The sequence below is a fragment of the Pseudomonas sp. AP19 genome (assembly GCF_001728855.1).
GTDB lineage: Bacteria > Pseudomonadota > Gammaproteobacteria > Pseudomonadales > Pseudomonadaceae > Aquipseudomonas > Aquipseudomonas fluorescens.
In genome coordinates this window covers 1-21,677 of sequence record NZ_LXJP01000003.1, presented here as the reverse complement: position 1 = coordinate 21,677, position 21,677 = coordinate 1, and the positions used below count along the sequence as shown (strand labels likewise).

Below are 21,677 nucleotides of genomic sequence, written 5' to 3'. Positions count from 1 at the left end.
TTCACCAGGCACTCGGCAGCGTTTAAGTTTAAATTCAGAACGGCGTGATATTTATTCGCCACTTTTTGTCTTTGAGCTTGCCTGATGCGTCGACTTGCCCGCCCCAAACCCGCGTTCTTTATCGTGATGCTGCTCACTCTGGTCGCCGCCGGAGTGGTCGCACAGCACTTTCGCCTGTTTGAGCGTGGCTGGTTCAATTTCCAGACATGGCGCCATCCTGCCGATGAGCGCTCCATTGGCCTGGGGGATTACCGCGTCAGCCTGCAAGCCGTGGTCATCGACGGTCTCGACGACAACGTCTCGGCCCTTACCTACGACCCGGTGCGCAAAAGCCTGTTTACGGTCACCAATAAAAACGCCGAACTGATCGAGCTGTCCCTGGACGGCAAGATCCTGCGGCGGATTCCTCTGGTGGGGTTTGGCGATGCGGAGGCGGTGGAGTTCATCAGCGACAACATCTACGTGATCAGCGATGAGAGCCAGCAACGACTGATCAAGGTGCATGTGAATGACGACACCCAATTTCTCGATGCTGCGGATGCTGAGCAGATGACGTTGGGCGTGCACATCGGTGGTAACAACGGCTTCGAGGGCCTGGCGTACGACTCGGTGGGCAAGCGCCTGTTTGTGGCCAAGGAACGCGACCCGATGCTGATTTACGAGGTTCACGGGTTTCCCCATTTCAAACCGGAAAAAACCTACTCCGTGCACGTGATCAACAACCCCAAGCGCGATGCCGGGCTGTTTGTGCGCGACCTCTCGAGCCTGCAATACGACGAGCGCAGCGGCCACCTGCTGGCGCTGTCGGATGAATCGTTCCTGGTGCTGGAGCTGGGCCTTGATGGTCGCCCGTTGAGCAGTCTTTCTTTGCTCAACGGGCGCCATGGCCTTGAAAAGCGTGTGCCGCAGGCCGAAGGGATCGCCATGGATGACGAAGGCTCGTTGTATGTGGTCAGCGAGCCGAACCTGTTCTACGTGTTCAAAAAGCCCTGATCAAAACATCCATTGCACGCCCAATGAATAGCCGGTCTGGCTGCCTTCCGTATGCCCAAGGCGGCTGTTCACTTCGGCATACACACCCAGTTGCGGGGTAATCGCCAACTGGCTGCCGACCTGGGCGCGGCCAAAGCGCTTGTCCACTGAACCAAGGTTGGCGGTGCGCGCCTGGCCGTCGGCGCGGGCGGTCAATTGCAGGTCTTCGAGGCGGCCGTCAGCCAATTCGTTGACCCAGGCGATGTCGCCGTAAGGCAGCAGGCTCATGCCATAGGGCGGGGCAACGGCACCGCGCACGCGCCAACCGAGGCTGGCTTCCAGGGAGTCGAAAGACTGTTGTTCGTATTCCAGCGCCGTGCGCAGGTTCTGTTTTTCGTGGAATTTATCAATGCGCGAGTGGCTGTAATCCAGGCCGGCAAATGGCCCGCTCTTGATCGCACCGAAATCAAAGTCATAACCGCCCAATACGCGCGCGCCCAACGACAAGGCGTCGGTGTTGCCGGTCAGGTGCTGGTCGAGCAGCACCGGGCCGCCATTGGCCTGGATCAGCAGGTTACGCTTGGAATCAAAACGCGTGTGGCCGACGCTCAGGTCGCCGGCCAGCCAGCTTGGCCCGCCATCGTTGAGCAAGGCATAGGCCGCGGCCTGCCAGGTGGCGCTGTCCAGTTTGCCGCGCTGCTCCAGCGTGTCGCGGCCATTGAGGTAACTGAGGCTGGCGCCGATATTCAGGCTGGAGGTGAGCTGATAGTCGCCCAAGGCGTGTACGCCCAGGCGTCGGGTGTCACGGTTGAGCGGGCTGTCGAAGCCGCTGTCCGGGGTGTATTCGCCGTCCACGCCGATTTCGCCGTCTACGCTTCCGACCTCGCGGCTGGCCGCTTGCAAGGTCAACCAACGGCGATCATGCAGACGCACCATAGCCTGATGCTGGCGTTGCAGGTTGTCCTGCAGGTTGCGCGCAACGGCGCCGCCCGACGTGGTGGAGGCCAGCAAGTCGGCGTTGGTCAGCTCCAGCACCAGGCGGCTGAGCAGGCGTGAATAGTCGCGCAGGCGCTGGTCGATGCGTTCCTGGCCAAAGGCATTGGTCAGCACGGCCTTGTTGTCTTCTGCCGGGTCGTGCCAGGTGGAGCCGCCGGGGATTTTTGGGTTATTGGTTTGGGTGTAACCGTCCAGATCGCCCAGCTCCCAGTTGGTGGCTTCGATATACAGAATCGGGATCTTCAGCGGTTCGAACGGCTCGCCATCACTGCAGCAGCCGGTGCCCTTGGGGTACTGCGGGTCCAGGCCCGGGTTGGTGAACAGCGGGATGTTCAGCTCCTTGGCGATTTGCAAGGTGTGCTCGCGCAGCGACGCCAGGGCGGGGTTGGCCGTGCTGTTCTGACCGGCGTGGGCGTACATCATGTCGCCGGTGATCAGGCTGTCGAGGTTGATCATCGCCAGCATGTTCGCGCGTTGGCTGGCGCTCAGTGAGTCGACGAAGGCCTTGGAGCCGCGCAGGCCTTCTTCTTCGGCGCCGAAGCCGACGACCTGCAAGCCGTTCTCCAGCGGCAGGCCGCCGAGGTTCCTGGCCACTTCGGTCAGCACGCTGGCGCCGGAGCCGTTATCGTCCAGGCCTTGCAGGGTGGGGCGGCCGAAGTAGGTGTCGAAGTGCGCGCCAATCACCACGTACTGCGGTTTAGTGCCTGCAGCATAGGCCACCACGTTTTGCGAAGCGCGAGTGCCGTTGTTCCAGGTGAAGTTCTGGCGACTGAGGTTGTAGGCCGAACCCATCTGGCTTTGCATCCAATCTGCCGCGCCGGCGAAATTGGCCGTGCCGCGATAACGGCCGGGGTAGTCGTTGATCAGCTTTTCCAGGGTGGTATTGGCGTGCTGGCCGTAATCGTAGGCCTGGGTTTGCGTCGACAGCAGAGTGCCGACAACGCTGATAGCGAGGGCAAGAGGCTTTATCACAAGGTCGTCCTTGAGGTGATGGGGGTTTCAAAGCCCAGACCCATTGCACAATGCGCGCCTCATTCCATGGGCGTGTGCGAAGTGGCGCATTGTTAAACGCGTGGGTCGCCTGGGTGTAATTTGTAACGGATTTGATACTAAGAGAGGCGTGGAATGCCGTGACATGCGCACGGTTTTTGAGCGCGGGTGCTGCGAAAAGTAGCGGTTTTGTTACACAGTTATCCAGGTCAGCACATATTAAATGTGGGAGCGGGCTTGCTCGCGAATGCGGTGTCTCGGTCGCCAGATCAGTTGATTGACACACCGCATTCGCGCGCAAGCCCGCTCCCACACAAGCCCTGTCTCCACAGGAAATCAGCGCTGAGCTTCAGGCCTTAAGGGTTTTCACGCCTTCAGGCGTACCCAGCAGCAGCACATCTGCCGGGCGCGCGGCGAACAAACCGTTGGTGACCACGCCGACGATCGCATTGATCTGGGTTTCCAGTTCCACCGGGTTGGTGATCTGCATGTTGTACACGTCGATGATGATGTTGCCGTTGTCGGTCAACACGCCTTCGCGGTACACCGGGTCGCCGCCCAGTTTCACCAGTTCACGGGCCACGTGGCTGCGGGCCATCGGGATGACTTCGACCGGCAGCGGGAACGCACCGAGTACCGGCACCAGCTTGCTGGCGTCGGCGATGCAGATAAAGGTCTTGGCCACGGCCGCGACGATCTTCTCGCGGGTCAGGGCGGCGCCGCCGCCTTTGATCAGGTTCAGGTGTTCGTCGCTTTCATCGGCGCCGTCTACGTAGAACTCCAGGTCGCTCACGGTGTTGAGCTCGTACACCGGAATGCCATGGCCCTTGAGGCGCGCGGCGGTGGCTTCGGAGCTGGCCACCGCGCCGTCGAACGCGCCCTTGTGCTGGGCCAGTGCATCGATGAAGCAGTTGGCGGTGGAGCCGGTGCCGACACCGACGATGCTTTTGTCGTCGAGTTTAGGAAGGATTAAATCGACGGCGGCCTGGGCCACTGCCTGTTTGAGTTGATCCTGGGTCATGCGGGCTCCGGAACGGGCGGGGAGTTATCGAGGGCGGCGAGTATAACCCAACAAAACCTCGGGATTCGTGTGGTCGCCCGGCCAAAAGCCGGGTTAGACTCCTTGGCCCTGCCCAACCCGCTCAGTGATGCCTGCCGATGCTTGAACAGTACGTCAAAAAGATCCTCACCTCGCGCGTTTATGACGTTGCCGTAGAAACCCCATTGCAGACCGCTCGCCAGCTCTCCGAGCGGCTGGGCAACAAGGTCTGGCTCAAGCGTGAAGACTTGCAGCCGGTGTTCTCGTTCAAGATTCGCGGCGCCTACAACAAGCTGACCCAACTGAGCGCCGAAGAACGCGCGCGCGGTGTGGTCACGGCTTCTGCGGGCAACCACGCCCAGGGCCTGGCCCTGGCGGCCAAGGTGCTGGGGGTCAAGGCCACCATCGTGATGCCCAAGACCACGCCGGAGATCAAGGTCGAAGGCGTGCGCTCGCGTGGCGGCAAAGTGGTGCTGCACGGTGATTCCTTCCCGGAAGCCCTGGCCTACTCGCTGAAGCTGGTCGACGAAAAAGGCTACGTTTACATTCACCCCTACGATGATCCGCACACCATTGCCGGGCAGGGCACCGTGGCGATGGAAATCCTGCGCCAGCACCCGGGGCCTCTGGACGCGATTTTTGTGCCGGTCGGCGGCGGCGGGCTGATCGCGGGTATCGCGGCGTACGTGAAATACCTGCGCCCGGAGATCAAGATCATCGGCGTCGAGCCGGACGATTCCAACTGCCTGCAAGCCGCGATGGCCGCGGGTGAGCGCGTGATCTTGCCGACCGTCGGCATTTTTGCCGATGGCGTGGCGGTGGCACAGATCGGCCAGCACACGTTCGACATCTGCAAAGACTATGTGGATGAAGTGATTACCGTCAGCACCGATGAAATCTGCGCGGCGATCAAGGACATCTACGACGACACCCGCTCCATCACCGAGCCGGCGGGCGCACTGGGTGTGGCGGGGATCAAGAAATACGTGGAGACCCGTGGCGTGACCGGGCAAACCCTGGTGGCCATCGACTCCGGCGCCAACGTCAACTTCGACCGCCTGCGTCACGTCGCCGAGCGCGCCGAGCTGGGTGAAGGCCGCGAGGCCATCATCGCCGTGACCATCCCCGAGAAGCCGGGCAGCTTCAAGGCGTTCTGCGAAGCAGTGGGCAAGCGCCAGATCACCGAATTCAACTACCGCTACCACTCCGGGCGTGAGGCGCACATCTTCGTCGGCGTGCAGACGCACCCCGAAAACGACCCGCGCAGCGCGCTGATCGCCAGCCTTACCAGCCAGGGCTTCCCGGTGCTGGACCTGACCGAGAACGAACTGGCCAAGTTGCACATCCGCCATATGGTGGGTGGCCACGCGGCTAAAGTCAGCGATGAGCTGGTGTTTCGTTTCGAGTTCCCGGAGCGCCCGGGCGCACTGTTCAACTTCCTTAACAAATTGGGCGGGCGCTGGAACATCTCGATGTTCCACTATCGCAACCACGGCGCGGCCGACGGCCGTGTGGTCGCGGGCCTGCAAGTACCGGCAGACGAGCGTCACCTGGTGCCGGCCGCGTTGGCACAAATCGGCTACCCGTATTGGGATGAAAGCGAAAACCCGGCCTACCAGCTGTTCCTCGGTTGAGCGACTACGCTGACTGAGCGGCCTATAAGGAATCGAGACCATGGAAACGCTGACCACCCTCAAGGTTATTCACATCACCGCCACCGTGTTGCTGCTGCTCAGCGGCCTCGGCCTGGCGGTCCTGGCCTGGCGCAAACGCAGCGCCGGCCCGGCCTTCACCGTGCAACGCCCATGGGTGTTCGTGTGGTTGTTGATGGGGATAAGCCTTGTCAGCATGCCGTTCACCGGCTGGTGGCTGGTGCACTTGGTCGGCTGGCCGCTGGGGCAAACCTGGATTCTGGGCTCCAGCCTCCTCTATACCGTGGCCGCGCTGGCCTGGTTCTGGCTGGTGGCACGGCTTAATCGCCTGCGCAAAGGCGAAGGCGGCAACCTGAATTTCACCCTGGTGCTGGCGGTGGTCAGCCTGGTGGGGTTTGTGGCGATTGCCGGCTTGATGGGCGCCAAACCGGTCTAAAGGATCTTCATGAACATTCTTTTGGTCGGCGCCACAGGGTTTGTAGGCGGCCACCTGTTGCGTGCCTTGCAGCAAGCGGGGCACCGCGTGATCGCTACGTGTCGCGAGCCTCGAAGTCAGAACTGGCCAGGGGTAGAGTGGCGGTCACTGGATTTGAGCCGGTTGGCGATCGACCCCGAGTGCTTTGTTTTTCCTGACTCTGTTGATTTATTGATCAATGCGGCGGGCCTGCTGAGCGTGGATGCGGCGCAGTTGAGCCGTGTCCAGGATCAGGGCGCCCGCGTGCTGTTTGATCTGGCGGCCCGGCATGGTGCGCGGGTGTTGCAGATTTCTGCCCTGGGGGCTTCGGCGCACTCCGACGTGCCATTCCTGGCCAGCAAAGGCTCGGCGGATGATTACTTGCTCGGCCTGGGCAAAGCGTGCGTGGTGCTGCGGCCTTCATTGGTGGTGGGTGCTGGTGGTGCCAGCAGTGCGTGGTTGGCCGGGCTTTCGCCTTGGCCGTTGATTCCGTTGCTGAACCTCAAGGCCCACCTGCAACCCGTGCATATCGACGACGTGGTCGGTGCGGTACTGGCGCTGTTGCGGCAGTGGCCGGCCGAATCAATGGTGCTGCCGTTGGTGGGCCCTGAGCCGATGCCACTGTCCAAGGTCATTGACCACCTGCGTGCCGCTCAAGGCTGGGGCGCGGGCCGCTACCGGCAAGTGCCGTTGCTGGGGTTGGGCGGTTGGCTGGGAGACCACTTGGGTTGGCGGGCGTTGAATCGACAAAGTATCGCACTGGCGCAACAGGACAATGTGGCCGACCCCGAGGTGCTGGCTTCGGTGTGCGGCTATACGGCCGCACCGCTGGCCACGCGGCTGCGGGATTGGCCGACGGCAACAGTGAGTAGCCAACGCACTGTCCGTCCGCTGATGCTGGCGGTGATGGTGCTGATCTGGCTGGGCACCGCAGTGGTCTGCGTCGGCCCGGGTTATGACTGGGGCCTGCGCATCCTGGCCGAAGCGGGCGTGCAAGGCGCTTGGGCGACGCTGGCGGTGATCGCCGGGGCCGTGTGTGATGGCCTGTTGGGCTTGGGGCTGCTGGTCGCGCGTTGGCGCAGGCAGACCCTGATCCTGCAACTGCTGCTGATGGCAGGTTACACCGTGGTTATCAGCATAATCCTGCCCCATTACTGGTTTGATCCCTACGCGGCGGTCGCCAAAAACCTGGTACTCATGGTGGCTACTCTTTGGCTTCTTTGGACTGAACCCCGGCGATGAGCGCTTACCTGCTGCTGAAAACCCTGCATATCCTGTCGTCGACCATTCTGTTCGGGTTGGGTGCGGGCTCGGCTTACTACGCCTTGCGCGCCTGGCGCAGCGGCAAGGTTGAAGTGATCGCCGTGACCTTCAAACACCTGGTGTTCGCCGACTGGGCGTTTACCGCGACCACGGCGGTGTTCCAGCCCTTGAGCGGAGTTGGCTTGATGCACTTGGCGGGTTGGTCGATGCAGCAAAGCTGGCTGCAATGGACCATCGGCCTGTATTGCCTGGCCGGGATCTGTTGGCTACCGGTGGTGTGGTTACAGATTCGTGTGCACACGATGGCCGAGCAGGCGTTGCGCGAGGGCACGGCGATGCCGATCAAGGCGACAACCTATATGCGCTGGTGGTTTGGTCTGGGCTGGCCGGCGTTTCTGGCGTTTGTGGCGATTTTCTATTTGATGGTGGCGAAGCCGATGTAAGGCTTGGGGCCCAGTCGACTTCATTCGCGAGCAAGCCCGCTCCCACATTCGAGCCGGTTCCTTCAGAGGGAGCGCGGTCAAAATGTGCGCGCGGGCGTGCTCGCGAAGGCGTTATCAGCCGCGCAGACTAATCACCGGCCAGCCACGCTTCTGGGCTTCAGCCCGCAGATTCGGGTCCGGGTCCACGGCTACCGCATGCGTCACCTGCTCCAACAGCGGCAAGTCATTCATCGAATCGCTGTAGAAGTAGCTGTCTTCCAGGCTGTGCCCGGTTTCTTCGAGCCAGCGATTCAAACGCGTGACCTTGCCTTCGCGGAAGCACGGCACATCGGTGCTGCGCCCGGTGTAGCGGCCATTTTCCATCTCGCACTCGGTGGCGATCAGGGTTTCAACCCCCAGGCGCGCGGCAATCGGTGCGGTGACGAAGCGGTTGGTCGCGGTGATGATCACCAGCTTGTCGCCGGCGGCACGGTGCTTGGCCAGCAGTTCCATGGCCTGCGGCAGCATGATCGGCTCGATGCAGTCACGCATGTAATCGTTGTGCCATTCGTCCAACTGGGCCATCTCGGTGCGGCCGAGGATTTCCAGGCAGAAATTAAGGTAAGCGGCGTTATCCAGCTTGCCGGCCAGGTAATCCTGGTAAAACTCATCGTTGCGCGCCTTGTAGGCCACCGCATCGAGAATTCCGCGTTCGCAGAGGTAATCGCCCCAGGCGTGATCGCTGTCACCGCCCAGAAGCGTGTTGTCCAAGTCGAATAAAGCCAGGCGCATTGCAGTTACTCGCTGAAAAGTCTGTAAAAAGGCGTCCAGAATACGGTCTTTTCACAAGAGTGCACATAAGGTAAGAAGCCTCGTTGCCGCTGGAACAACCTTTGTGGAACAATGCGGCGACATGCGTTTGCGAGGTTGTTGCCGTGATCGACCCCGATGGTTTCCGTCCTAATGTCGGGATTATTCTTACGAATGATGCCGGACAGGTGCTATGGGCTCGCCGAATCAACCAAGATGCCTGGCAGTTTCCTCAAGGCGGAATCAACCCCGACGAAACCCCTGAAGACGCCTTGTACCGTGAGTTGAATGAAGAAGTCGGCCTTGAGCGCGAAGATGTGCAAATTCTGGCCTGTACTCGCGGCTGGTTGCGCTATCGTTTGCCGCAACGCCTGGTGCGTACGCACAGCCAACCGCTGTGCATCGGCCAGAAGCAGAAATGGTTTCTCCTGCGCCTGATCTCCAACGAGCAGCGGGTGCGGATGGATTTGACCGGTAAACCGGAGTTCGATGGCTGGCGCTGGGTCAGCTATTGGTACCCGTTGGGCCAGGTGGTGACATTCAAGCGCGAGGTTTATCGTCGCGCTCTCAAAGAGCTTGCCCCGCGCCTTTTATCGCGCGACTGACGACGGAGTTCGACCCCGAGCCATGCTCAATACGCTGCGCAAGATCGTCCAGGAAGTTAACTCCGCCAAGGATCTCAAGGCGGCGTTGGGGATTATTGTGTTGCGCGTCAAGGAAGCCATGGGCAGCCAGGTCTGCTCGGTTTACCTGCTGGACCCCGAGACCAACCGTTTTGTGCTGATGGCCACGGAGGGCTTGAACAAGCGCTCCATCGGCAAAGTCAGCATGGCGCCCAATGAAGGTCTGGTGGGCCTGGTGGGGACGCGTGAAGAACCCCTCAACCTCGAAAACGCGGCCGATCACCCGCGTTATCGCTACTTTGCCGAAACCGGTGAAGAGCGCTACGCCTCGTTCCTCGGCGCACCGATCATTCACCACCGCCGCGTGGTCGGCGTGTTGGTCATTCAGCAAAAAGAGCGCCGCCAGTTCGACGAAGGTGAAGAAGCCTTCCTCGTGACCATGAGCGCGCAGTTGGCCGGGGTTATCGCCCATGCCGAAGCCACTGGCTCGATTCGCGGCCTGGGTCGCCAGGGCAAGGGCATCCAGGAAGCCAAGTTCGTCGGCGTACCGGGTTCGCCGGGCGCTGCCGTCGGCACGGCGGTGGTCATGTTGCCACCGGCCGACCTCGATGTGGTGCCGGACAAGACCGTCAACGACATTGACGCTGAAATCAAACTGTTCAAGACCGCCCTGGAAGGCGTGCGCGCCGACATGCGCAACCTGTCGACCAAACTGGCCACGCAACTGCGCCCCGAAGAGCGCGCGCTGTTCGACGTGTACCAGATGATGCTCGACGACGCGTCGCTGGGTAACGAAGTCAAAACCGTCATCAAGACCGGCCAGTGGGCCCAGGGCGCGTTGCGCCAGGTGGTCACCGATCACGTCAACCGTTTCGAATTGATGGACGACGCCTACCTGCGCGAGCGTGCCTCGGATGTGCGCGACCTCGGTCGCCGTCTGCTCGCCTACCTGCAGGAAGACCGCACCACCAACCTGGTGTACCCCGACAACACCATCTTGATCAGTGAAGAACTGACCGCCACGATGCTCGGCGAAGTGCCGGAAGGCAAACTGGTGGGCCTGGTCTCGGTGTTGGGTTCGGGTAACTCCCACGTTGCGATCCTGGCGCGGGCCATGGGCATCCCGACGGTGATGGGCCTGGTGGACCTGCCGTACTCCAAGGTCGACGGCATCGACATGATCGTCGATGGCCATCGTGGCGAAGTCTTCACCAACCCCAGCGAGCTGATGCGCAAGCAGTACGCCGAGGTGGTGGAAGAAGAGAAACAACTGGCGCTGGGCCTCGATTCGTTACGCGAACTGCCTTGCGTAACCCTCGATGGTCACCGTGTGCCGCTGCTGGTCAATACCGGCCTGCTCGCCGATGTCGCCCGTGCGCAACAACGCGGTGCCGAAGGGGTGGGGCTGTACCGCACCGAAGTGCCGTTCATGATCAACCAGCGTTTCCCGAGTGAGAAGGAGCAGCTCGCGATCTATCGCGAGCAACTGTCCGCCTTCCACCCGTTACCGGTGACCATGCGCAGCCTGGACATCGGCGGCGATAAGTCACTGTCGTATTTCCCGATCAAGGAAGACAACCCCTTCCTTGGCTGGCGCGGTATTCGTGTCACCCTCGACCACCCTGAAATTTTCCTCGTCCAGACTCGCGCCATGCTCAAGGCCAGCGAAGGCCTGAACAACCTGCGCATTCTGTTGCCGATGATCTCCGGCACCCATGAGCTGGAAGAAGCACTGCACCTGATCCACCGAGCCTGGGGCGAAGTCCGTGACGAAGGCGCCGACGTACCGATGCCGCCGATTGGCGTGATGATCGAAATCCCGGCGGCGGTGTACCAGGCTAAAGAGCTGGCGCGGCAAGTGGACTTCCTGTCGGTCGGTTCCAACGACCTGACCCAGTACCTGCTGGCCGTGGACCGCAACAACCCAAGGGTGGCCGACCTCTACGACTACCTGCACCCGGCGGTCCTGCAAGCCCTGCAGCACGTGGTGCGTGACGCCCATGCCGAAGGCAAGCCGGTGAGCATTTGCGGTGAAATGGCCGGTGACCCGGCGGCAGCGGTGCTGCTGATGGCGATGGGCTTTGACAGCCTGTCGATGAACGCCACCAACTTGCCGAAGGTGAAGTGGTTGCTGCGCCAGGTAAACCTGAGCATGGCCAAGGAGTTGCTGGCCGAGTTGATGACCATCGACAACCCGCAAGTTATCCACAGCTCGCTTCAGCTGGCGCTGAAGAATTTGGGGCTGACGCGGATGATCAACCCGGCCTCGGCAAAAACCCTCTAAGCCGAGGTGCGGCCGTCGCCGGCAAGCCCGTCTCCCACAGAAGAATGCATCCAACTGTGGGAGCTGGCCTGTCTGCGATGGCGTCGGCCCAGGCACCCTCACATATTGAGTTCCACCTCGCCCAATCGGCCACCGTGCGGCCCGAAACTGCGCTCCAGCATCCGCCGTGTGCCATCGGCATTCACAATCAACGCCGTACTCGCCCGCGTTCCATAACTGGGGCTGGCGATAAACACGCTCGACAACAGACTCTCCGTCGCCAACCCCACGCCGGTATCCGGCAAGTCAGCAAATGGCGCGGTCTGCGGGTCACTCAGAATCCCCAGCAAGGCTTGCGGCTCGGGGTTGTCCAGTAACTCACTCAGCGCCGCCCTGGCCTTGATCAACTTCGGCCATGGCGTATCCAGCCCGGCATTGGATAAGCCATAAACCCCAGCCTTCAACTGCGTCGCTTCGGTCTCATTGGCGTTGTAATGCCACAGCTCGTCCCGTGTACCCACCAATAGATTAAAACCGGCATATTCAATCGAACGGCCGTTAACGTCGGCCAAATACTGATCTATTGGCAGCGAACTGCTTAAAAAGCGGGCCACCAGTTCTCCGCGCGATTTACGCGCCGGGGGCTGGTGCGGATCGCGGATATTGGTCAGGGCGGCAAAACGCCCGTCGGCGTTGACCCCAAGCCAGGTGCCACCCGCTTCCTGGTCGCGACCGGCATAGATGTCAGGCGCATCGAGCCATTGGCCCAGCGGCAGACTGGGCCGGGCGTAGAACTCGTCACGGTTGGCCGCGACGATCAGCGGCTGGGCGTGGCCCGGCCGCCAGGCGAAAACGATCAGGCACATAAGGCATTCCCTGTGTGTTTTGCCCACTCTACCCACACAACGGCGGGCGTTCCATCGTATCGAAGTTGGGTCGCACGCCTTCCATCCGTTAACATGCCAGGCTGTTCAGTATGTGCGAACTTCTTAATTTGAAATTGCGGCTGTAACGCAGGCTTAATCGCACACCGGCATGGTCCGGTGCGCCATGACTAATGATTTAACGAGGAGTCGCAATGCTGCCTTACCCGCAGATCGACCCGGTGGCCTTGGCCATCGGTCCGCTGAAAATCCACTGGTACGGGTTGATGTACCTGATCGGCATCGGCGGTGCCTGGCTGCTGGCTTCCCGGCGCCTGAACCGTTTCGACCCCACCTGGACCAAAGAGAAACTCTCCGACATGGTGTTCTGGATGTCGATGGGGGTGATTGTCGGCGGACGCCTCGGGTATGTGCTGTTCTACGATCTGCCGGCCTATATCGCCAACCCGACGCTGATTTTCGAAGTGTGGAAGGGCGGCATGGCGTTCCACGGCGGCTTTGTCGGCGTAATGATCGCTGCCTGGTGGTTCGGTCGACGCAACGGCAAGTCATTCTTCCAGCTGATGGACTTCGTCGCGCCGTTCGTGCCGATCGGCCTGGGCGCCGGGCGTATCGGTAACTTCATCAACGCCGAGTTGTGGGGCAAGCCGACCGACGTGCCGTGGGCCATGGTGTTCCCGCCGTTCAGCGACCCGGCGCAATTGCCGCGCCACCCGTCGCAGCTCTACCAGTTCGCCCTGGAAGGTGTGGCACTGTTCCTCATTCTGTACATCTTCTCGCGCAAGCCACGTCCAACCATGGCTGTGTCGGGGATGTTCGCCTTGTTCTACGGGATCTTCCGTTTCATCGTCGAATTCGTGCGCGTGCCGGATGCCCAACTGGGCTACCTGGCGTGGGGCTGGCTGACCATGGGCCAGATCCTCAGCATGCCGATGATCCTGGCTGGCCTGGGGCTGCTGTGGTGGGCGTACAACCGTCCGCAAGGCATCAAGAACACCGCGCTTTAAATTCGAATGCCGAGGCTCTTCCGTGAAGGATCAGCCTCCTCGGCTTCAACGATACGGGTAATAACATGAAGCAATATCTCGAACTACTGAACGACGTCGTGACCAATGGATTGACCAAGGGCGATCGCACCGGCACCGGCACCAAAGCCGTATTTGCCCGTCAGTATCGGCATAACTTGGCCGACGGCTTCCCGCTGCTGACCACCAAGAAGCTTCATTTCAAAAGTATCGCCAACGAGTTGATCTGGATGTTGAGCGGCAACACCAACATCAAGTGGCTCAACGAAAATGGCGTGAAAATCTGGGACGAGTGGGCCACCGAAGACGGCGACCTGGGCCCGGTGTACGGCGAGCAATGGACCGCCTGGCCGACCAAGGACGGCGGCAAGATCAACCAGATCGACTACATGGTCCACACCCTCAAAACCAACCCCAACAGCCGCCGCATCCTGTTTCATGGCTGGAACGTCGAGTACCTGCCGGACGAAACCAAGAGCCCGCAGGAGAACGCGCGCAACGGCAAGCAAGCCTTGCCGCCGTGCCACCTGTTGTACCAGGCGTTCGTGCATGACGGGCATCTGTCGATGCAGTTGTATATCCGCAGCTCCGACGTCTTCCTATTATACCCCCTCGAAGAACCTGCACAGTACGCAATGGCTGCGTAGTAAGGCTTTACTTCCAAGCTCATTTATTGTGCCCCGGTACGAAATGCACATTGTGTATAGTACGGGCCGCTTTGAGGAGAACGGAAGCAGTGAAGGTCATCGCAGTTAGGGGCACCCCCCTAGATTTCAGAGAGTCCCCAACCAGGCGGGACGACCCATCTGAAGAATCCCCAATTCAGGAAGCCGTGAACGTCATAGGGACAGCCGTCTTTGATGATGATGAGCGCCTAATGCCTTTGATTTCGGGCTACCTATCCCACGCGCTCCGGGAAGCCGATATATCCCAGCAGACGGCCATCACCTATGGTCGCAACCTCGGGTACACCTGCGAGTACCTGATGAACCGCCGTGAGTTCCGTGATTGCGAGCGTGACTCAGCGTTCTTGGAAATCCGTACCCACGTGATCGAGGAGTACTTCGCTCACCTACTCGAGGCAGAAGGTCTTTCCAAGACGACGGTGCGCAACCGGGATTCGTCTTTGATGGCGTTTTTCAACGATTCTCTATGCCGGGGAGTGGACGACGTACCCGCGCCTCGTACCGCGCCTAACCCTTACACTGCCGGGTACCTATCTCCCCGTCCTAACAAGAACTTGGTGGTAGCCTGTTCCCTGAATAATCTCAGAGAGCTCATCCTGGCCACGCAGAGTGAGCGTGAGCGTTGCTTGCTCCAGTTCATGTACGACGCAGGCGTGCGCCGCTCAGAAGTCCCGCGAGTGACCCTCAAAGCCATCGATGATGCCCTTCAATTCCAGGACACGTTGTTCATCTCGCCTGGTGTCTCAGAACCGGTGAACGCGGACTACTGCCCGCTGCATATTGATGGAAGCAAAGGCCCTGCGGACTCCTTCAAACCCCGTCAGACGTTGGTCAGCCGCGCCACGCTGCTGCGCATCAAGAAGTACCATGCTTCGCCGCTGTACAAAATGACTAAGCGTCAATTCAAGGGGGCTGAGAACACCCCTGCTTTCCTGAATGCGGAGGGGGGTGAGTACACCCCTCGCTCGATCTCCAAGCTCTTGGAGCGCACATCCGAGCGAGCGCTGAACCTGCTGAAAATCGACAGGATGATCTCTCCCCACAAGTTGAGGCACGGGAACGCCTATGCCCTGTTGAGGACGCCAGACATTGGTAGTGATTACCTTGACCGGCTAGTGACCGTGCAAAAGACGCTGGGTCACTCGCGCCTCAGCACGTCGGAAACCTATACCCAGATCCCATACGACCTCTACCAGAAGCTCGTACGCCCCGGAACTGAAACCAAGACGAAAGCAGGCGAGATGGCCGAGCTTTCCCAACAGACGCGCCTGAAAATTGATGCGGGAGATATGAAATGAGTCGGCTGACTAGCGCTCAGGTAGATGCTGTCATTGAATCGTTTGTGGCCCGCGTCACTGATGATCGTGAATCGTTGCTTAGGGTATGCCTCAGTAGGGGGGAGGACTTGGCCGTAGCCCCTAACTACGTCATTGAACAGACCAACCTCAGCCCAATGGCGATCTCTAAGCGCACTTCATACTTTGAGCCGATCTTCGATGCGATGCGCTCCGAAGGCATCATTGTCCCAGGTCACTCGTCGAACGCTTGCGATTGGCGCCGTAGGTTGCTTGCTTGGTATGAAGGCATGCCTATGGAGGAGAAGTTGGCCATCCCGGTGTTTGGCAATAGCATCAAGGATCGAGGCTTCTTGAGCGAGATTCCTGAGTTATCAGGCTTCAATGGCGCGAGGACGAGATATGAACTCGTGAGGATGACATTCGAGGAGATCGTCGATGACCTCCGAAAGCTCGGCGTACTTGATTCCAGCTACCAAACTGTTGAGCAACGGGTTGCCTCGAAAACAGAGAGCAAACCCACTAAATCTTTGCGAGACGTCTTCAGCGCTTTGCGCTCAGTCCACATCCATCGCCTGTCTGACCTCGCAAGCCCGGAAGCGGAGCATCCCTTCCAGCACTTGCTGCACCTATTCAGCGCTTCATCAATGAAGAGCAGTAGTACGTCTGGTCAAAACAACTTCATCGAGGCTTTTAAATACTTCCGAGCCTATCTCATGGAGGCCAACTACACAGGCCAGGAGGATATCCGGGAGCTGGTAACGCCGTACTCCCTTCCTAAGCTCAGGGGATATCTCCAGGACAAGATCCTTGAGCGTTCACTGTCGACCAGCCACAGCAGTACCCTTATGAGCTCTGCTCGGAAAATGATGGCACGCGCTATCCAGATTGAGGGCCTGGGGCTGACCAGTTTCGTCGGTGCTGCAGGGTTTGATACTGAACGTGAGACTGACCAGTACAAGCCTTATCCCCAGGCTGTGCGAAACCGAATCTCGAAAGTCATTGAGCAAGAGATTGAGGAAACCAATCGCTTGGCCCAGCCTTACGTTCCAAGCCAGGTAGGGGAAAATCCGCTGAACCCTGACGGAAAAGTACGCCGAGGCTTTAACACTCTCGATAATGCGCGGTGGATTTTTGAGAACAAACTCGACTGCAAGCCCTTGAGCTTCGAATCCGTAGATAAAAACGACCCCTATCAACGGGCGTTTATGTCGATTATTTCGACTTCGTCAATTTCTATCTTCGAGGTTTATAAAAGCTGGGGCGTGCAGTATCAGATCGATGGTCGAGTCATTGCGCCATACATCGCTCGGCTTGCCCAGGTCACCGGCATGAACGCTGACTCTTTGCTTGGACTGGAGCTGGATGATTTCATTGAACGCCATGACTTAACCGATCGGCCTTGCTTGCTGTATTGGAAAGAGCGTTCTGAAGGCGCGAAGATGCTTCATCTCGATATTTTCCATGCGGAAATTTCTTGGCTGACGACGTCTCAAGGCCGTGTGGTCAAGAAAATCTTTGACGATGTGAAGCATCTGACCCGTGAGATCCGCTTGAATGCGCCTGTCGAGGCTCAGAACAAGCTCTTCATCTACCGTTCAAGCTCTCCCAGGAAATACGGTGTTGTAGATTCCTTTGAGAACTCTGGTGGCAACCAGCTCAATAAGACCCTGGATAAGTTCTCTCAGGATCACGGGCTGCTTGACGAAGATGGCAATCCTCTCAAACTATCACCGTCACGTTTCCGACCAAGTTTCGTGAGCGAGCTGATCGAGCGCGGCGTCTCTCCGCGTGAGATTCAGGTGCTCCTGGGACATAAGAGCCTCAGCACCACCATGGCCTATCTGGATCAGATGGATTTCAACCCCATGGCGCGCCGGATGCTGAACAAGGTTCTCCATGAAATGCAGCAAGACACGCTGGAGGAGGCCCCGAAGCTCATCCCGACCACGACTATCGAGTCCGCGCCTGAAGCTATGCCGCTGCGTTCTGGCCTGGCGACCTGCATGAACGTCTTTGATCCACCAGCATTCATCAAGGCTTTGGCAAGCTACGACCCCAGCAAGCCCTGCACGCTGTTTAACAAGTGCCTTTCATGCAGCAACAGCATCATCACGGTATCGCACCTGCCGGAGCTCTTCGCCATGCGGCGCGACTACCAAAGAATGATTGAGGTCAACCGGGTGCTCGATACGCCTTACGGAGCCGTCATCCTGGACAACCTTGATGTGCTGAACAACCTTCTAGATCCTGAGACATCGGACTTTTCCGTAGAAGAGTTGACCAAGGCTGAGCGCCTCTCTGAAAACCTGCAGGTCAGTATTTTGACCGAGGGGGTAACGCTGTGAACCATGCTCTGATCCCTGAACTCGCTGCGTACAAACAGTGGCGTACAGCTGCTCACACCCTGCTGCTTGAGTTGCGCAGAAACATCGCCGATCCGACTCCTGTGTCGCTGGAAGCACTCTCTTGGTACCAGGCGCTTATGGCGTTGCCTGTCAGTAAGACGTCCGTCTTGGGCGACGCCGTATGGGACTTCAATGACGATCATCCGAACGCAGCCAGGAACGTCCAAGGAGCCAAGCTACGGCTCAATTTTGAATCGTATCCATTGCTCAATCAGTCGGCGGTCTTGGAGGTCAAGGTGGCCCTGTATTGCTGGCTGAAGATGCCGGCGGCAACCCGATCGTTTGCCTCGCCAAGGAACATCAAGGCCAACACCGCCATTTCATGCATGAAGGCTGGATTGAGCTTCCTGGATACGATGTCGGGGCAGGCGCGTCAGCTGATGACGGATGAGTTCTTCGAGGTTGCACACCATGGTCTGACGTACTTTGACACGGGTATGTACCGGGAGGCAGCGCTCATTCATCCCTACGCCTTTGGCCCTGATCTCAAGAAGTTCTTTACCTTGGTCAGGTCGCCATTTTTCGAGGAGCAGATTTTCGAAGAGCCACTGCCGTACGTTCAGCTGGAGTCGCTGGCCTGGGCCAAGGTACTCAAGCACGTCCCTGATTCCGAGCGCACATACCGTATTCTGCCGAACGATGTGTTCGAGAAGGCTTCCCGCGAGGCGTCGTTCGCAGTCGTCGATTTCCTAAGCACTCTAGGGGAGCCTGTAGATGATCTGGTTGCCCTGACCCGCCAAAATGCCAGTGGCTATTCGTTGGCAAGGGCCCAGGAGCTGTCGCGGTATAACTTCGATCTCTACGTGGCTCTGCGGCTCCGCAGGAAAGGCTACGAGTCCGACGCGATGGCTGAAGCATTGGATGAGGTTCGACCTGAGTACCTGTCGCAAATCGGTCAGCATGATTTCAAGGCACCTGAAACCCTGGTCAAGCTCACCAGTGCGAGATTGGACGATGAGTTTCGTCGGTACATCAATTTCGTCTCGTACAGTGCCTGCTATCTTGTGGCGCAGTACACCGGCATGCGGCCTTCAGAGCTTTCAGAGATCCTGGTTGAGTCGTGCATGGAGGAGGAGAGCGATTACTGGTTGCTGATCAGCAACGTGATCAAACATCGCCAAGGCTTGGCCAAGCTGTTCGACGACAAATGGATCGCGATTCCGATCGTGCGTGACGCGATTCGTGCTGCTTGCTTCATCGCTAAGGTGAAGCAAAACCCTTACCTGTTCTCCAGTGTGGACACCGTCGATCAGGAGGCTGAACCGAACTCGATGTCCTCCGTCGGCATCACTCGCCAGTTCAGCACGTTTTTTGAGGAGATTCTGACGGACGAGGAGTTCGAGAGCCTGGAGTTCTCACCTTACACGTTGCGGCACACCCTGGCCTATCAGATGGCCAGGGCAGAGCTTGGTCTTCCGTTTATCTCTCACCAGCTGAAGCATTTCGGTGACCTCATCGGTAGTGCTGGCCAGAACAAGGCGTTCAGTGCGGTGACGCTTGGGTACGGAGCAATCGCTGAGATCTTGTCCAAGGGTGGGCGTTCTTCTAGTAAGGCGCCGACACAAATGGCGGAGGAGGAGTACATCCTGAGCTACTGCGATCCTGACGGTAACTACGCCGGCCCCAATGCAGAGAGCCACAAGGCGCGGATGAAGAAGGTGTTCAGCGGGTACATGGCGGCTGGCTACACCAAAGAGCAAATCATCGCCCAGATGGCCAAGAAGCGCATGGCGATCATCAATGTGGGACAAGGCTTCTGCTATGGCGGTCAGCGCGAGCTATTTGACGAGTCTCTTCCCTGCATCGGATCGCTGCGTTGCAATCCGAATCGGTGCAAAAACGCCGTTGTCACAAAGGCTCATGCCCCTAAATGGCGGGAGATCTATGTGCAGAACAGCTTGGCCTTGAGCTCTCCGAACTCAGCAGGCGCGGAGGAGGAATTGCGAGCGGCGATGGAGGAAGCCAAGGGTGTGTTGGAACATCTGGGTGAGGAGGTTGAGGTATGACAGTCCAGGCCTTTGATGCCAAGAATAAGCTCGACTACGACCGGAACACTGAGCTGCTGGCTCAGGGGCTTATGCAGATTGCCTCTGATCCGAAACTGAAGCCGACGATGGCGGAGCTGAGCCGCATCACAGGCATTCATCGCAACACTATCCGGCAACGTGACTTCCCGGCGCAGCGGCTTGAGGCGATCAAGGACAACCGTCGCATTGCAGTGCTTGCTCAGAGGGTCAAGGCTGAGAAGAAGCAGGATCCTAAGACGATTCTGATGCAACGCCTTGAAAAGAGTCGATTGGAAGTGCTTTATTGGTTCAATAGGTATCAGGAATCTGAGAACTCTTGTGCCACGTTCAAGAAGAGATTGGACACTGTCCGCGAGTCTAGGGACTATTTCAATCAGGTCGCAGATGAGCTGCGCCGGAAGATCAAAGAGCAAGATGCCGAAATTCTGAAATTACGTGACGCGCTGGATTTGGTCAGCGCGAACCTTGAGGAACCGAAATGAAGATGTACCACGATTTGCTGGCCGACGTGCTAGAGAATGGCGTCGAGAAAGGCGATCGCACCGGCACCGGCACGCTGAGTGTCTTTGGTCGCCAATTCCGCCACAACCTGGAGGATGGCTTCCCGCTCCTCACCACCAAGAAGCTGCATTTCAAGAGCATCATCAACGAGATGATCTGGTTCCTGAATGGTGACACGAATACCAAATGGCTGAAGGAGCATGGTGTCAGCATCTGGGATGAGTGGGCAACTGAAGACGGTGACCTCGGCCCGATCTACGGCAAGCAGTGGACGGCCTGGCCTACCCAGGACGGCAAGACCATCAATCAGATTGACTACGTCATCAACACGCTCAAGACGAACCCGAACAGCCGTCGCATCCTCTTCCACGGATGGAACGTCGAGTACCTTCCCGATGAGTCTGTGAGCCCTCAGGAGAATGCCCGGAACGGGAAGATGGCTTTGCCACCGTGCCATCTGCTCTATCAATTCTATGTGGCAAATAATAAGTTGTCCGCGCACTTATATATTCGGTCTAGTGACCTATTGCTTGGCAATCCCTACAATTTGGCTGGAGTTAGTTTTCTAACTCATATGCTCGCACAGCAGTGCGATTTGGGAGTTGGCGAAGTTGTAGTTACCATGGGTGATGCGCATATTTACTTGAACCATATTGAGCAAGTTAAGCTGCAACTGACTCGTGATCCGCGCCCTCTTCCAAAATTGGTGTTCAAGCGTAAGCCAGAGAGCATCTACGACTACAAATTTGAAGACTTTGAGGTTGTGGGCTATGACCCACATCCTCATATCCCCGCTCCTGTATCGATCTAACTGAGTCGATGCCTGGCTAGCCAATCTTGGTTGGCCAGGATGCGGGTGTCGAATGGCAAGTCTAGGCCTAGCCTCATCGTTTTAGACGTCTCTCCTGCAAGCGTCTGCCCAACACATCTTGCACCAGCCCGCTTGGTGTAGACGGACGCTCGAAACACCCTGTCGAGACTATCGCGCTATTCGGTTTCGATGGCAGCTTGCTCCCCCTATGCTCTTGACTCGTCTAGGAGCAGCAACCAGAGCGAGCCCCAGCAGCGGGTTCGAACAGTGACTCAACAATCGTACAGTCTGGAGTGTTCGAGCCTAGGCATGTTGACTCACACGTGCCTGCCATTGAGAGCAGCTCTATCCGGATCTGCTGGAGCTTAGCTACCTTAGATTCCACTTCTGCCAAGTGCTTCTTGACCACCGACAACGCATCAGCACACGGACGATCAGCATCTGCCGCGAGCGCAATGAGTTCGCGGATATCGTCGAGTGGAAAGCCCAGTTCACGATTCTGCCGGATGAAGATGAGTCGTGACCGATGCTTTTCGGTATAGATTCGATGCCCCCC

At 58.6% G+C, this 21,677-nt stretch carries 18 protein-coding genes and 1 pseudogene; 14 read left to right on the top strand and 5 right to left on the bottom strand.

What is annotated here, in order from left to right:
• Positions 1–84 precede the first annotated feature (84 nt).
• On the top strand, positions 85–993 hold the full coding sequence (locus A7D21_RS03890) for an SdiA-regulated domain-containing protein (RefSeq protein WP_053258528.1): 909 nt from the start codon (positions 85–87) through the stop codon (positions 991–993).
• Here A7D21_RS03890 and A7D21_RS03885 read toward each other — a convergent pair whose 3' ends face one another.
• Together A7D21_RS03885 and rpiA are read right to left on the bottom strand one after the other, a co-directional pair.
• Complete coding sequence (locus tag A7D21_RS03885) at positions 994–2,940, bottom strand: autotransporter domain-containing protein (RefSeq protein WP_069551119.1); 1,947 nt, start codon at positions 2,938–2,940, stop codon at positions 994–996.
• Between the two features lie 367 nt (positions 2,941–3,307).
• Entirely contained in the window at positions 3,308–3,979 is a 672-nt protein-coding gene (rpiA, locus tag A7D21_RS03880; protein WP_069551118.1) for a ribose-5-phosphate isomerase RpiA, read from the bottom strand.
• Between the two features lie 137 nt (positions 3,980–4,116).
• Here rpiA and ilvA point away from each other — a divergent pair, with 137 nt between their 5' ends.
• Genes ilvA through A7D21_RS03860 form a run of 4 tightly spaced genes read left to right on the top strand, consistent with a single transcriptional unit; the run spans position 4,117 to position 7,809 of the window.
• On the top strand, positions 4,117–5,631 hold the full coding sequence (ilvA, locus tag A7D21_RS03875; protein ID WP_053258525.1) for a threonine ammonia-lyase, biosynthetic: 1,515 nt from the start codon (positions 4,117–4,119) through the stop codon (positions 5,629–5,631).
• A 40-nt stretch (positions 5,632–5,671) separates the two neighbouring features.
• Positions 5,672–6,085, top strand: coding sequence for a DUF2269 family protein (locus A7D21_RS03870; RefSeq protein ID WP_069551117.1), 414 nt, complete (start codon positions 5,672–5,674; stop codon positions 6,083–6,085).
• 9 nt (positions 6,086–6,094) lie between these two features.
• Positions 6,095–7,345, top strand: a complete 1,251-nt coding sequence (locus A7D21_RS03865) for an SDR family oxidoreductase (RefSeq protein ID WP_053258523.1) — start codon at positions 6,095–6,097, stop codon at positions 7,343–7,345.
• Entirely contained in the window at positions 7,342–7,809 is a 468-nt protein-coding gene (locus A7D21_RS03860) for a DUF2269 domain-containing protein (RefSeq protein ID WP_053258522.1), read from the top strand. Before A7D21_RS03865 ends, A7D21_RS03860 begins: the two co-directional genes overlap by 4 nt.
• Positions 7,810–7,923: 114 nt before the next feature.
• Here the strand turns inward: A7D21_RS03860 and A7D21_RS03855 are convergent, their stop codons facing one another.
• Positions 7,924–8,580, bottom strand: coding sequence for an HAD family phosphatase (locus A7D21_RS03855; protein WP_053258521.1), 657 nt, complete (start codon positions 8,578–8,580; stop codon positions 7,924–7,926).
• 143 nt (positions 8,581–8,723) lie between these two features.
• Between A7D21_RS03855 and A7D21_RS03850 the strand changes: the two genes are divergently transcribed.
• Together A7D21_RS03850 and ptsP are read left to right on the top strand one after the other, a co-directional pair.
• The gene (locus A7D21_RS03850; protein ID WP_053128161.1) at positions 8,724–9,203 is read left to right on the top strand and encodes an RNA pyrophosphohydrolase; all 480 of its coding nucleotides are present in this window, start codon (positions 8,724–8,726) and stop codon (positions 9,201–9,203) included.
• Between the two features lie 22 nt (positions 9,204–9,225).
• Positions 9,226–11,505 carry a phosphoenolpyruvate--protein phosphotransferase gene (ptsP, locus tag A7D21_RS03845; RefSeq protein ID WP_053258520.1) on the top strand — a complete coding sequence of 760 codons (2,280 nt, stop codon included), beginning with the start codon at positions 9,226–9,228 and terminating at the stop codon, positions 11,503–11,505.
• Between the two features lie 98 nt (positions 11,506–11,603).
• Here the strand turns inward: ptsP and A7D21_RS03840 are convergent, their stop codons facing one another.
• A complete protein-coding gene (locus tag A7D21_RS03840; RefSeq protein ID WP_069551116.1) occupies positions 11,604–12,350 on the bottom strand; it encodes an NRDE family protein in 747 nt (248 codons plus the stop codon).
• A gap of 212 nt (positions 12,351–12,562) precedes the next feature.
• Between A7D21_RS03840 and lgt the strand changes: the two genes are divergently transcribed.
• The 7 genes and pseudogenes from lgt (at position 12,563) to A7D21_RS03805 (ending at position 21,121) form a co-directional block, all read left to right on the top strand.
• A complete protein-coding gene (lgt, locus tag A7D21_RS03835) occupies positions 12,563–13,375 on the top strand; it encodes a prolipoprotein diacylglyceryl transferase (RefSeq protein WP_053258518.1) in 813 nt (270 codons plus the stop codon).
• A gap of 65 nt (positions 13,376–13,440) precedes the next feature.
• Positions 13,441–14,019, top strand: a pseudogene (thyA, locus tag A7D21_RS03830) (thymidylate synthase); the annotation flags it as partial.
• A 110-nt stretch (positions 14,020–14,129) separates the two neighbouring features.
• Positions 14,130–15,377, top strand: a complete 1,248-nt coding sequence (locus tag A7D21_RS03825; RefSeq protein WP_069551115.1) for a tyrosine-type recombinase/integrase — start codon at positions 14,130–14,132, stop codon at positions 15,375–15,377.
• Positions 15,374–17,722: a site-specific integrase gene (locus A7D21_RS03820; protein ID WP_033897587.1), complete on the top strand. Its 2,349-nt coding sequence runs from the start codon at positions 15,374–15,376 to the stop codon at positions 17,720–17,722. Before A7D21_RS03825 ends, A7D21_RS03820 begins: the two co-directional genes overlap by 4 nt.
• Positions 17,719–19,788 carry a tyrosine-type recombinase/integrase gene (locus A7D21_RS03815; RefSeq protein WP_033897588.1) on the top strand — a complete coding sequence of 690 codons (2,070 nt, stop codon included), beginning with the start codon at positions 17,719–17,721 and terminating at the stop codon, positions 19,786–19,788. Before A7D21_RS03820 ends, A7D21_RS03815 begins: the two co-directional genes overlap by 4 nt.
• Positions 19,785–20,291: a hypothetical protein gene (locus tag A7D21_RS03810; RefSeq protein ID WP_033897589.1), complete on the top strand. Its 507-nt coding sequence runs from the start codon at positions 19,785–19,787 to the stop codon at positions 20,289–20,291. Before A7D21_RS03815 ends, A7D21_RS03810 begins: the two co-directional genes overlap by 4 nt.
• Positions 20,288–21,121: a thymidylate synthase gene (locus A7D21_RS03805; RefSeq protein ID WP_033897590.1), complete on the top strand. Its 834-nt coding sequence runs from the start codon at positions 20,288–20,290 to the stop codon at positions 21,119–21,121. The genes A7D21_RS03810 and A7D21_RS03805 overlap by 4 nt, the downstream gene beginning before the upstream one ends.
• Before the next feature lie 223 nt (positions 21,122–21,344).
• On the opposite strand, the gene A7D21_RS03800 is transcribed toward A7D21_RS03805, so the two are convergent.
• Positions 21,345–21,677: MerR family DNA-binding protein (locus A7D21_RS03800; protein WP_069551114.1), on the bottom strand; the 333-nt coding region annotated here is incomplete at its 5' end.